Source organism: Pseudomonas sp. AM14(2022), from assembly GCF_036346455.1.
Classification (GTDB): domain Bacteria; phylum Pseudomonadota; class Gammaproteobacteria; order Pseudomonadales; family Pseudomonadaceae; genus Aquipseudomonas; species Aquipseudomonas putida_A.
The window spans coordinates 322,888-336,082 of sequence record NZ_JAOTNY010000002.1 but is presented as its reverse complement, the minus strand read 5'-3'; the positions used below and the strand labels follow the sequence as shown (position 1 = coordinate 336,082).

Annotated in this window: 8 protein-coding genes; 6 read left to right on the top strand and 2 right to left on the bottom strand. The window is 59.8% G+C overall.

Annotated elements, in window-relative coordinates; translation table 11 throughout:
* Positions 1-192: 192 nt before the first annotated feature.
* The 4 genes from V3W27_RS05125 to V3W27_RS05110 are packed head-to-tail and all read left to right on the top strand — an operon-like array spanning position 193 to position 5,692.
* Positions 193-2,043, top strand: a complete 1,851-nt coding sequence (locus V3W27_RS05125) for an extracellular solute-binding protein (protein WP_330206074.1) — start codon at positions 193-195, stop codon at positions 2,041-2,043.
* Positions 2,030-3,094 carry a microcin C ABC transporter permease YejB gene (locus V3W27_RS05120; RefSeq protein WP_247269173.1) on the top strand — a complete coding sequence of 355 codons (1,065 nt, stop codon included), beginning with the start codon at positions 2,030-2,032 and terminating at the stop codon, positions 3,092-3,094. The genes V3W27_RS05125 and V3W27_RS05120 overlap by 14 nt, the downstream gene beginning before the upstream one ends.
* On the top strand, positions 3,094-4,116 hold the full coding sequence (locus V3W27_RS05115) for an ABC transporter permease (RefSeq protein ID WP_330206073.1): 1,023 nt from the start codon (positions 3,094-3,096) through the stop codon (positions 4,114-4,116). Before V3W27_RS05120 ends, V3W27_RS05115 begins: the two co-directional genes overlap by 1 nt.
* Before the next feature lies 1 nt (position 4,117).
* A complete protein-coding gene (locus V3W27_RS05110; RefSeq protein WP_330206072.1) occupies positions 4,118-5,692 on the top strand; it encodes an ABC transporter ATP-binding protein in 1,575 nt (524 codons plus the stop codon).
* A gap of 233 nt (positions 5,693-5,925) precedes the next feature.
* On the opposite strand, the gene V3W27_RS05105 is transcribed toward V3W27_RS05110, so the two are convergent.
* Complete coding sequence (locus V3W27_RS05105) at positions 5,926-6,243, bottom strand: SCP2 sterol-binding domain-containing protein (protein ID WP_027613701.1); 318 nt, start codon at positions 6,241-6,243, stop codon at positions 5,926-5,928.
* 64 nt (positions 6,244-6,307) lie between these two features.
* Complete coding sequence (locus V3W27_RS05100) at positions 6,308-7,018, bottom strand: histidine phosphatase family protein (RefSeq protein ID WP_027613702.1); 711 nt, start codon at positions 7,016-7,018, stop codon at positions 6,308-6,310.
* Between the two features lie 204 nt (positions 7,019-7,222).
* Between V3W27_RS05100 and sohB the strand changes: the two genes are divergently transcribed.
* Together sohB and V3W27_RS05090 are read left to right on the top strand one after the other, a co-directional pair.
* A complete protein-coding gene (gene sohB, locus V3W27_RS05095; protein WP_027613703.1) occupies positions 7,223-8,254 on the top strand; it encodes a protease SohB in 1,032 nt (343 codons plus the stop codon).
* Positions 8,255-8,441: 187 nt separating this feature from the next.
* Positions 8,442-13,172, top strand: a complete 4,731-nt coding sequence (locus V3W27_RS05090) for a dermonecrotic toxin domain-containing protein (protein ID WP_330206071.1) — start codon at positions 8,442-8,444, stop codon at positions 13,170-13,172.
* Positions 13,173-13,195: the final 23 nt, after the last annotated feature.

Below are 13,195 nucleotides of genomic sequence, written 5' to 3'. Positions count from 1 at the left end.
TGATCTAAGCCTGCCCTATAAAAATCGCCGGCCTGTTGCACATCACAGGTAGGCAGAAGGTTTGGTGACTGTACTGGCCTCTTCGCGAGCAAGCCCGCTCCCACAGGGAATCTGCGGTGAGCACAACTTCCTTGTGGGAGCGGGCTTGCTCGCGAAGAGGCCAGTAGCAACACCTTGTGAAAGGATCTGCCAATGCTATCCAGGCTCATTCTGCTCAGCGCTTTTGCGCTCTCAAGCCCATTCAGTTCGGCCGCCCCGCAACCCGCGTTAACGGTCTACGGCGAAGCCCCCAAATATGCCCCGGACTTTCAACACCTGGCCTACGCCAACCCCAACGCCCCCAAGGGCGGGACGCTGCGCCGCTCCTCACTGGAAAGCGGCCCGTTCGATCACCTGATTCCGTACATCGACAAAGGCACCGGCGTCGCCGACATCGACGGCTGGCTCTACGCGCCGCTGGCCTATCGCAGCAAGGACGAACCCTATAGCGTCTACGGTCTGGTGGCGAAGCAGATGGAACTGGATGCGGATCGTCGCTGGCTGCGCTTCTACCTCAATCCCAAGGCCCGGTTCGATGACGGCACGCCAATCACTGCCGAAGACGTGCGTTATACCTTCGAACTGTTCACCACGCAGGGCAGCCTCAAATATCGCCAGCAGTTTCGTGACGTCGCCGAAGTGCTGGTGGAGTCACCGACGCAAGTGCGCTTCAACTTCAAGAACAATGACAGCCGCACCTTGCCACTGGATTTGGCGACGCTGCCGGTGCTGCCCGAACATTGGTGGCGTACGCGCAACTTCGCCGAGGGCGCCGGTTTCGAGATCCCGCCGGGCAGCGGCCCGTACCGGATCAGCGCGGTGGATGCCGGGCGCAGCGTGAAATTTCAGCGCGTTGCCGACTGGTGGGCCAAGGACCTGCCGATCACTCGCGGCCTCTATAACTTCGATCACTTGAGCGTGGAGTTCTTCGCCGACACCGATGTTTCCCGGCAAGTGCTCAAGGCCGGTGGCTTCGATTACAACCGCGAGTTTTCCGCGACCAGTTACACCATCGGCTATGCCGGGGCGGCGCTGGAGCAGGGCAAATTGCTTCGCGAACATCTGGCGCCGGGTGCTGCGCAAGGTTCGCAGGGTTTCGTGTTCAACCTGCAAAAACCGATGTTTCAGGATCGTCGGGTGCGGCAGGCGATCGCCATGCTCTGGGATTTCGAATGGAGCAATCGGCAAATGATGCGCAGCATGTACCTGCGACAGCGCAGTTACTTCTCGCACAGCGCATTGGCGGCCACCGAGTTGCCGGACGCCGAGGAACTGAAAATCCTCGAACCGTGGCGCGGCAAAATCCCCGATGAGGTGTTTACCCAAGTCTTCGAAGCGCCGAAAACCGACGGCAGCGGCAACATCCGCGCCGAGCAGTTGCAGGCCTTGAAGCTGCTGGAAGCCGCCGGCTGGAAACCCCGTGGTGATCAGTTGGTGAATGCCAATGGCGAGCCGCTGCAGTTCACTTTTCTCAACGGTCAGAAGGGCTTTGAACGGCTGCTGCTGCCGTTCAAGCGCAACCTGGCGCAGATCGGCATCGGCTTCGATATCCGCCAGGTCGACACCGCGCAGTACACCAACCGCGTGCGCAATCGCGACTACGACATGATCGTCGTCGGCTACCCGGTGAGCCAGGCGCCGGGGCGCGAGATGTTCAATTACTTCGGCTCCGACGGCGCCGACGATCCCGGCTCGAACAACTACATGGTGCTGCGTGATCCTGCGGTCGATGCCTTGCTCGAAGGGCTGGTGCAGGCCGACAACCGCGAAAGCCTGCTGCGCCATGCCCATGCCCTGGATCGGGTGTTGCAGTGGGGTTATTACTGGATTCCCAATTACTACCCACCGGGAATTTCCACGGTGTGGTGGAACCGTTTTGGTCGTCCGGCGACTGCGCCGTTGTATGACGCCGGACTCGATACCTGGTGGGAAATCAGCCCGACCGCGCTGACCGCCACGCAGATGCAGCAACAGCAAAAGGAGTACGCCCATGTTGGGTTATAGCCTGCGGCGTCTGCTGCTGATCGTGCCGACGTTGCTCGCCATTCTGCTGGTCAACTTCGTCATCGTGCAGGCCGCGCCGGGTGGCCCGGTGGAACAGGCGATTGCCCGGTTGCAGGGCATTGGTGTCGGTGCGGCGGTGGGCGGTGGTCATGTTGAAACCATCGGTGGCGAATCCCGCGCCACCCGGGGTCTCGACCCGAAACTGGTGGCCGATATCGAGCGTCAGTACGGCTTCGATAAACCGGCCGGTGAGCGCCTGTGGCTGATGCTCAAAAGCTACGCGCAACTGGATTTCGGCCAGAGCTTTTTCCGCGGTGCCAGCGTCACCGAACTGATCTGGCAGAAGCTGCCAGTGACCTTGTCACTGGGCTTGTGGGCCACGTTGATCACTTACCTGGTGTCGATTCCGCTGGGCATCCGCAAGGCCGTGCACAACGGTTCGGCGTTCGATGTCTGGAGCAGCGTGGCGATCATCGTCGGCTACGCGATGCCGGGGTTTCTGTTTGCTCTGCTGCTGATCATCGTGTTTGCCGGCGGCAGCGCGCTGGACTGGTTTCCGGTACGCGGACTGGTCTCCGACAACTTCGCCGAGCTGTCGCCGTGGGCCAAGGTCGCGGACTACTTCTGGCATCTGGTGTTGCCGGTCACCGCGCTGGTCATCGGTGGATTCGCCACGCTGACCATCCTCACCAAAAACAGCTTTCTCAACGAGATCTCGCGCCTGTATGTGGTGACGGCACGGGCCAAGGGCCTCAGCCAGCGTCAGGTGCTATACGGCCACGTGTTCCGCAACGCGATGTTGCTGGTGGTCGCCGGATTACCGCAGGCGCTGGTGACGGTGTTTTTCGGCGGTTCGTTGCTGATCGAAGTGATCTTCTCCCTCGATGGCCTCGGCCGTCTCAGTTACGAGGCGGCGGTGTCGCGCGACTATCCGGTGGTGTTCGGTTCGCTGTTCATCTTCACCCTGTTCGGCCTGCTGATAAAACTCCTCGGCGACCTGTGCTACACGCTGGTCGACCCGCGCATCGACTTCACCGCGAGGACTGCCTGATGTTGACTCTATCTCCCATAGGACAGCGCCGTTGGGCGCGGTTCAAGGCCCATCGACGTGGCTGGTGGTCATTGTGGCTGTTTTTACTGGTGTTCGGCCTGAGCCTGGGCGGCGAATTGATCGCCAATGACAAGCCGCTGCTGGTCGAGTATCAGGGCCAGTGGTATTTCCCGGCGTTCAAGCGCTACACCGAACAGGATTTCGCCGGCGAACTGCCGTTCCAGCCGGACTATCGCAGCGCGCAGGTGCGGCAACTGATCGAGGGGCAGGGCGGGCGGATGTGGTTTGCGCCGATCCCGTTCGGTTTCGATACGGTGAATTACGACCTGACTGAACCGGCACCGAGTCCACCGAGCGGCGAGAACTGGCTGGGCACCGACGATCAGGCGCGGGATGTGCTGGCGCGGGTGATCTTCGGTACGCGGGTGTCGCTGCTGTTTGCCTTGGCACTGACCGCCGCCAGTGCGCTGATCGGCATTGCGGCCGGTGCCTTGCAAGGCTATTACGGTGGCTGGGTCGATCTGCTCGGGCAGCGGTTGCTGGAAGTGTGGTCGGGGCTGCCAGTGTTGTATCTGCTGATCATCCTGTCCGGGTTCGTCGAGCCGAATTTCTGGTGGTTGCTGGGGATCATGGCGCTGTTTTCCTGGCTGAGTCTGGTCGATGTGGTGCGCGCCGAATTCCTGCGCAGCCGCGGTCTGGAATACGTGAAAGCCGCGCGGGCGCTGGGGGTTGGCGATGTGCAGGTGATCAGTCGGCACATCCTCCCCAACGCCATGAGCGCGACCCTGACCTATCTGCCGTTCATTCTCACCGGGGCGATCGCGACCTTGTCGGCGCTGGATTTTCTCGGTTTCGGCATGCCCGCCGGCAGCGCTTCATTGGGCGAATTGATCGGTCAGGGCAAGAGCAATCTGCAAGCGCCGTGGTTGGGGCTGACGGCGTTTTTTGTCTTGGCGCTGATTCTTTCTCTGTTGGTGTTCATCGGTGAGGCCTGCCGAGATGCTTACGATCCGAGGACTTGAGATGAACGATAACCTGATTGAAATCCGCGACCTGCGTGTGGCATTTAACGGTCAGCCAGTGGTGCATGGCATCGACCTCGATATTCGTCCGGGCGAATGCCTGGCGCTGGTCGGGGAGTCTGGCTCCGGCAAATCGGTGACCGCCCACAGCATTCTGCAATTGCTTGACCCGAACATCACGCGGATCGACGGCAGCATTCGTTATGCCGGTGAAGAGCTGCTCGGTGTGCATGAGCGCTATCTGCGCCAGTTACGGGGCAACCGCATCGCGATGATTTTTCAGGAGCCGATGAGCTCGCTGAATCCGCTGCACACGATCGAGCGGCAACTCGGTGAGAGCCTGGCGCTGCACAAAGGCCTGGCCGGCGCGCAAGCCCGTGAACGGATGCTTGAACTGCTCGAACTGGTGGGGATTCAGAAACCGCGCGAACGGCTCAAGGCCTATCCGCATCAACTCTCCGGAGGTCAACGCCAACGGGTGATGATCGCCATGGCGCTGGCCTGCGAGCCGCAACTGCTGATCGCCGACGAGCCGACCACGGCGCTGGATGTGACGGTGCAGCGCAGGATTCTGTTGCTGCTCAAAGACTTGCAGCAGCGCCTGGGCATGGCGCTGCTGATCATCAGCCATGACCTGAATCTGGTGCGCACCATTGCGCAGCGGGTGGCGGTGATGCGCAGTGGGCGGATCGTCGAGCAGGCGTCGTGCGAGCAGCTGTTCCGTGCGCCGCAGCATCCCTACAGTATCGAATTGCTCAACGCCGAGCCGGGGGGCGAAGCGCTGTGCCGGGATGTCGCGCAGGACTTGTTGCAGGTGCGCGATCTGCATGTGCGCTTTCGCCTGGGCGGCGGTTGGCTGCGGCCGAAGACTTGGCTGCAGGCGGTCAAGGGCATTGATCTGAACCTGCAGCGCGGCAAGACGCTGGGGATTGTCGGCGAGTCGGGCTCGGGCAAGTCGACCTTGGGTCTGGCGATTTTGCGCCTGATCGACGCCGAGGGCAGCATTCGCTTTGCCGGTGAGGCGCTGGAGCAGTTGAGCGGCAAGCAACTGCGGCCGTTGCGCAAACGCCTGCAAGTGGTGTTTCAGGACCCGTTCGGCAGCCTCAGCCCGCGCCTGTGTGTGGCGCAGATCATTGCCGAGGGCTTGCAGGTACACAGCGACTTGAATGCTGCCGAGCGTGAGCAGGCGGTGATTGATGTGCTGCGCGAAGTCGGTCTCGATCCGGCGACCCGACATCGCTATCCGCACGAGTTCTCCGGTGGCCAGCGACAACGGATTGCCATCGCTCGGGCGCTGGTGCTCAAGCCGGACCTGATTCTACTCGATGAGCCGACCTCGGCACTGGATCGCACGGTGCAGAAGCAGATCGTTGCTTTATTGCGGCGGCTGCAGGAGGAGCATGGGCTGACTTATCTGTTCATCAGCCATGACCTGGCGGTGGTGCGGGCGTTGGCTCATGACCTGATTGTGATGAAGGATGGCGAAGTGTTGGAGCGTGGCGAGACCAGTGCGCTATTCAGCGATGCGCAGCATCCGTATACGCAGGAGCTGTTGGCGGCATCATTTGCTGGTTGATGACAGCTCCAACGTAGTAGAAGGTGCATGCCGCCGTTTATGGAGCACCACGTGACCCATGTGGGAGGGGGCTTGCTCCCGAAAGCGGTGTGACAGGCGGCAAAACTTGTGGCTGATCCGACGTCTTCGGGAGCAAGCCCCCTCCCACCTATGACCTGTTTATGACGAAACCCGGGAGCCAGACGCAAAAATCCCGCCACAGGGGCGGGATTTTCTTCAAACCGAACGACGTCTTACGACGGGAACAGTTCGGACAGTTTCATCGACAGCATCATGTCGCCTTCAACGCGCAGCTTGCCGCCCATGAACGCTTGCATGCCGTCGGTTTCACCGCTGACGATGTCTTTCAGAGTTGCGCTGTCCAGTACCAGGGTGCAGTTGGCGTCCGGGTTTTCACCTTCCTGGATGTCGCAAGTACCGTCTTTGACGATCAGCGCGTAGTGCTTGTCTTCGTCGGTGATGTTGAAACCGAAAACCAGATCCAGACCGGCAGCAGCGGCTGGGTTGAACTTGGCTTGCATCGCTTTTACGGCATCAGCTACGGAGGTCATGGTTCGATCCTTTCTTGGGTAATAGGCGCTGGTTGATTACAGCAAGGGTCACAATTATCCGGACTCAGCGGAAAGTGATGAGTTCCGGAGCCTTCAGCAGTTGCAGGTGTGCGTGACTGTTGAAGGAGGCCAAAGCCACCTCGCGACCGCGGAACTTCAGCTGGTTGAGCGAGGTGTTGACGATTTGCCAATTCAGTTCAAAGGCCTGCCGGGCAGGCATCTGGGTAATCAGGTGGAGCAGGGCGGTGATGGTGCCGCCGGAGGTGAACACGGCGATTTTCTGGTTGCCGTCGGCCTGTTCGAGGATCCGGTGCAGTCCGGCCTGTACCCGCTCGACGAAACCCAGCCAGCTTTCCAGCCCGGGGGTGTCGTAGGTGCCTGCCAGCCAGCGCTCGATGACCAGGGCGAAGATACGCTGGAATTCGGCGCGGTTCTGCGCAGCGTTACGCAGGATGTCGATGGCTTCCGGCTCGTCCTCGAGCATGGCCGGGATCAGGGCGCGGATGATCGCGTCGGCATCGAACTCGTTGAACGCAGAGTCGGTCTCCAGCGTCGGTACCGACAGGCCCTTGGCGCTAAATTGCTCCAGCGCACTGCTGGCCGTGTGTTGCTGACGACGCAGGTCGCCGGCCAGGCAGCGATCAAAGCGGATTCCCAGCTCGGCGAGGTGCTGTCCGAGGACTTCTGCCTGGCGCACACCGATGGGCGACAGGACGTCATAGTCGTCTGCACCAAAGGAGGCCTGGCCATGTCGAATCAGATAGATGCTGCCCACGTCCGCGTCATCCCGGTACGTTGAAGGTTTGGCGAGGTTATGAGGATGAAAGAGTGCTGTCAATGAAAAAACATACGCTTGTTTGAAATGCTCGTTACAGGCCTGTTGCCAGAGGTTTCACGGCTGGCCGACGAGGCGGCGCATGGGTATGCTGGAACCATCCCGCGCGTGTTTTGCATCCGCGCATTGTTTTAAGGAGTCTCTGTGGAGTTTTTCACCGAATACGCCAGCTTCCTGGCCAAGACCGTAACGCTGGTGGTCGCCATCCTGGTGGTGCTCGCCAGTTTTGCTGCATTGCGCAGCAAGGGCCGGCGCAAGTCGGCGGGGCAACTGCAGGTCAGCAAGCTCAACGATTTCTATAAAGGCTTGCGTGAACGTCTGGAGCAGACCCTGCTCGACAAGGATCAGCTCAAGGCCCTGCGCAAGGGCCAGGCCAAATCGGAAAAATCCGAGAAGAAGCAGAAGAACAAACCCGAGAGCAAATCCCGGGTGTTCGTGCTCGATTTCGACGGTGACATCAAGGCCTCGGCCACCGAGAGCCTGCGTCACGAAATCACCGCACTGCTGACCCTCGCCACGCCAAAGGACGAAGTGGTACTGCGTCTGGAAAGCGGCGGCGGCATGGTGCACAGCTACGGCCTGGCGTCTTCGCAACTGGCACGTATTCGCGAAGCCGGCGTGCCGTTGACCGTGTGTATCGACAAGGTCGCGGCCAGCGGCGGTTACATGATGGCGTGCATTGGCGAGAAGATCATCAGCGCGCCGTTCGCGATTCTCGGCTCGATTGGTGTGGTGGCGCAGTTGCCCAACGTCAACCGTCTGCTGAAAAAGCACGACATCGATTTTGAAGTGCTGACCGCCGGTGAGTACAAGCGCACCCTGACCGTGTTCGGCGAAAACACCGAAAAGGGCCGGGAGAAGTTCCAGGAAGACCTGGACATCACCCATCAGCTGTTCAAGAACTTCGTTTCCCGTTATCGCCCGCAACTGGCCATCGACGAAGTGGCCACCGGTGAGGTCTGGCTTGGTGTTGCAGCGCTGGACAAACAACTGGTCGACGAACTCAAGACCAGCGATGAATACCTGGCAGACCGGGCGAAGAAAGCCGAGGTTTATCACCTGCATTACGCCGAGCGCAAAAGCCTGCAGGAGCGCATCGGCATGGCTGCCAGCGGTTCAGTGGATCGCGTGCTGCTGAGCTGGTGGAGCCGCTTGACCCAGCAACGCTTCTGGTAAGAAAAGGCCAAAGAAAAACCCCTTTCACCGTAACGGCGGAAGGGGTTTTTTTATGGTGGCGGTATATATGTATAGTTTGAGTTTGAATAGTTGATTCGAACTTGAAGTTTTTCATCGGCAATTCGCGCTTTTATAAAAAAGCCTGCTCGATAAGCTGTTGCTACTTTCAGTTTTCGAGATATTCAGTATGTCTTCCTTACCTGTACAGGCTGTCGCGCCTGTATTAACACCCGAACAAAAAGGCATGTTCTTTGAGTTAATCAAGAACAATGCTCCCGGCTGGCTGCTGTCGGCATCGGATGAACTGCGTCAGAAACTTTATCAAAGCATGATGGCCAGCCATCGCGCCCAGAGTGAAATGGCCCCGTTTCTGAAGGACCTCAAGTCTCCAGAAGAATTTTGCGCACCGTTACTGGCCAGCGCCATGTCGCAAAAGCTCGGCCACTCGCTGGATATCGTCGGGGTGATTTTTCAGCACGTGCGCTCCACCTCCAGTCTTTTGGGCTTGCGCAGGAAACTGGTGTTGCCAGTCGATCGGGATCTGCTCACGGCCGCCTGCGAAAACTTCGAACTCAGCGAGACTCAGGCCACAAATTATAACGATACCTCCTTGATCTATATTCCCGAGAAAGTAACCGGTCGAGAAGCGCATATATTATCGATCCAGCCCCATGAATTTGCGCTGTTGTGTCGAACCCTGGACTTGGGCCAGCAATATCAGACTCATCTTCGTGCGGTCTTCAATGTGGATGCCGAGGCCAATCCGTTGCGCAGCAAGTTTACTGCGAACTTGCGGTGTCGCTTCGAGGTGGATCGGCACGTCGCATTGCTGAAGAAACACATCAGTGTCGAAGTGCATGAGATGTTGCAGGCAGTCAAGGATAACTGGGACACGATCAAACTGGGCAACAACACCTTGGGTTATCAGGCCTTGCGGATGCTTGGTGTCACACTTAACGGTGTGCTGTTTATCGGCCCGGTGAGTGAGCACGCCGACAACGACTACCGTTGCGTTGTTTACCTGCCAGGTGATCCGTTGCACCCGCTCAAGGAGTATTCATCCTTCAGCGATTTCGAGAAAGAGCTGAGCGAGCGATTGAAAGACAGGGGATTTCGCCAGTTCTTCATGCGCTATATCAAGATCGGCGAACGCGCCGCGTGGGTGACGGACCTCGAACAGCGCCTGTATCCACGCAGTCACTCGATGCTGCCTCCTACGGTTTTGTATGTGACATTGTCCGGTGTCGATTTCGCGGGTGATCCGTTCAATCTGATGTATCGCCAACACGCCGAACAAACCATGGCGGACGCGCGGCTCATTGTGGTTCCCACGGACGATGAGGACGAAAAAAGCCGACTTGCCCGACTGGACACCTACAAGGCGATCGGCCTGGATCTTTTACTGGTGGCCGCATCGTTCATCCCCGTTGCCGGTGAGTTATTGCTGGCGGTCGCGGCGGTGCAATTGCTCTCGCAGGTTTACGAAGGGATCGCCAGCTGGTCCAGAGGCGAGCAGGAACAGGCAACGGATTACTTTTTCGATGTCGTCGAAAACCTGATTCTGATGGCGGCTTTCGCCGCCGGTACGCGAGCGGTGAGCAGCGCGTTCAAAGTCGTCCGGTCATCGGCGTTCATTGAGCGCTTGCGCCTCGTCAACCTGGCTTCAGGGCAGCCTCGCCTCTGGAAGCCCGACCTGCGCCCCTATCGGCTGCGTCGAGCACCGCCTGCCGGGGTGCGACCCGATGAGCGAGGCTTGCGCTGGGTCGATGGCCAGGCGTTTCTGACGCTCGATACACACCATTATGCGGTGCGGCCCGAACCGCAGACCGGATTGTGGGAGGTGATGGCGCCACCGGCGTCTACGATACGCTATTCGCCGCTTCTCGAAACCAACGACCGGGGGGCCTGGCGGCATGATTCAGAACGGGTTCAGGACTGGGATCGATTAAGACTGTTTCGCCGCTTCGGGTACGCGCGCGAGGACGTGTCGGATGCCGTCGCGCTGCAGATCCTGGACGTCAGTGGCATCGAGGACAGCGTGATGCGCCAGGTTCATGTGGATCGTGGCCATCCGCCGGCGTTGTTGGTCGACACGCTCCGGCGGTTTCGCGCCGATGCAGCGGTGACGGATTTCATCGATCAACTGCAGATTCCGCTGTCGGCGCCCTTGGCAGACCCTGACCTGCAATTGCACTTGTTGACCACATCGACTGCCTGGCCGGCCGACACTGTGGTCAGTGTCCTCGATGCTGCGGGCGCGCAACTGAGCCGTTATGGCGCGCCAACCGCGACCACGACCCTGACCATCAGCCAGCAGGACTTGAGCGGAGGGAAACTCTACCGGTCTCTGCTGGCGGCCCTCGGTAACCGGCAGCGCGAGAGCCTGCTCGGGCTGACCTCCCTGGACCCGGCCGTTCAGGCCCGCAGGCTACAGCAAATCGTCGATGCACAGGCGCAAGGTCATCGGGTGCAGCTGTTCCAGCGAATCTACAGGCGCACCGAAGTGGCGGGTAATGGCAGGGTGTCGTTCCTTCAGCACTCCTTCGCCGATCTGCCCGCCAGTGTTGCCGAAGAATTGGTGGAGGGTGCGTTGAGTGGCGAGGCGCAAGAGCTGGATGCGGGTCGCGTACCGTTGCGACTGGCGCAAGAAGTCCGTCGATATCAGCGGGCGATCGCTGTCTGTCGGGCCTATGAAGGGTTGCACCTGGATAGCGGCGGTGGTCAAGACACCCACCGCGTGGTGCTCGATGCCCTTGAGCACTTGCCGGGTGGGTCGGGAACGTCATCGTCGCAGATACAGGACGCAGCGGTCAGTCACGACGAGCGTGCGGCGACGGGATCAGGCAAGCCTTATTTTCAGGTGCTATGGCAGGGGATGTCGACGCATCACCGATCCGCGCTGGGCCTCTCGGGCGAAACAACTTCGCAAGCACTGCGGGAGAAAATCACTCAGCTTGCCTACGAACGTCGAGCGACGTTCGCCAGGACGATTGGCGAGCGCCCCGGCGCTGTTTCGCCCCTGAGGCGGGCACACCGTCCACAGGCAGGGGCAGGGACACATTCCGGTACCGATATTTCGGTGATGATACGCCGTGCCCAGGAACTCTATCCGGCACATTCCCCTGCGCAGATCCATGCGCTACTGAACGCCTTGGGCAGAAATGAGATATCGGTGTTGATGAAGCTGGAGATGCTGCGACGGGAATTTCTCGGTATCCGCGAAGCCTTGAACCGTTGGGTGACACGGGACACCTGGTGCAATGGCGTTGATGGTTCATGGCGTGAAGTTCCACGGGCGGCGAAGGTTCGTGCGATGCGCGCGATCATCCGTTGTTGGCGCAGAGAGCCAGGATCCTTTGACGATGCCTTGCCCGATACCTTGAGCTTGCCCCCGGAGCCTTTGGGCGAGTTGCCATTGTTGGTCGGCGACTTCCGCCATGTCACGCATCTGGTGATGGACGGCATTAATCCGACACTGGGGCTGACGGCGTTTCTGCATAATTTCAGCAACCTGCGAAGTCTTTCCCTGAGGGGAAATCAACTGACCCGGCTACCGTTGGCGCTGGAGCGTTTGCCCTGGTTGACGCATCTGGATCTGAGTGACAATCGGATTCGGCTGCCGTCTGCATCGGCGCCATTGTTGGTGCAGTTGACCCACCTGCGGGTACTGGATCTGGATTTCAATCCGGATCTTGTACATGCCCCGGATGTCAGTCTGCTGCCGAACCTGGAAATCCTGCGCTTGCGTGGTTGCGCCCTTGATCGCTGGCCTGAAGGGATTGTCGGTTTGAACCGACCGCAATTGCTCGATTTGCGCGATAACCAGATAACCACCATACCGCAGGCGGTGCTCATGGGGCCGCCGGCGTTGAACCGCGCCATTCGGCTGATTGGCAATCCCTTGGCGCCTGACGCCTTGCTGAAGATCGTTGCGTACCAGCAGGCCAACGGTGCCAGTTTCGGAGTGATCGGCCGGGCCTATCGTCATCAGCCAAGACCTGGTGTGCAGCCTGAGGGCCAGAGTGCCCGCTGGTTGACCGACCAGCCTGCCGCCGTAGCGACGCCGCGCAGCGTGATGTGGGAGGCCGTGAGGGCCGCGCCTGGCTCGCGGGATTTCTTTGTCGTACTTTCGCAATTGATCCATACGGCTGATTACACCAGGTTGTACCCGTATTTCAGTGAGCGCGTGTGGAATGTCATCGAGGCAGCGGCTGAAGATACAGGGCTGCGCGGCCGGTTGTTCAGCACGGCCCGTGTCGGCACCACCAGCGTCGATGGCTACTCGGCGGTGTTCAGCGAAATGGAAGTTCAGGTGTTGTGCTATCGGGCCATGGTCGCGTCCGGAGTCGGCGGCGCATCGCTCGAACGGCAATTGACCGGGTTGCTCAGAGGCCTGTTCCGCTTGCAGGCTTTGGAGCAGCAGGTCGTGGCGGATATCAATGCCAGCGCCCAACCGAGGGTCTACGAGCACGCACTCGAATTCAGTCTGGCCTATCGGGTGGGACTGGCTGGACGGCTCGATCTGCCGGGACAGCCAAGGGCGATAAGCAGCCCTTTGAACGTCGAGGTATCGCAGGAAAACCTGGATCAGGCCTATCAGGCCGTCATGCGTATAGAAAGCTCTTCAGCGTTTCCTGACTGGTGCGCCAGTCAGCGATTCTGGGTCGAATTTCTCGAATCAGTCCACCCTGATGCTTTCGCCGTCATCAATGATCGGACCGCACGGGCACTGGCGCGTCTTGACGGGCAGACCGAACTCGCGCGCGACCAGGCAGCGGTGCAGATGAACGCGATTCACGACAATTTCAGAAATGAGCGTCAGGCGCTGATTCGCCAGCTCACCGATCAGGCACTCGTGCGCCATCCGGCTAATGAGCTGGCCAGTTCGGATACAGAAGAGGAGGGGAGTACGCCTTGAGCAGGTGCTCAAGGCGTATTCGA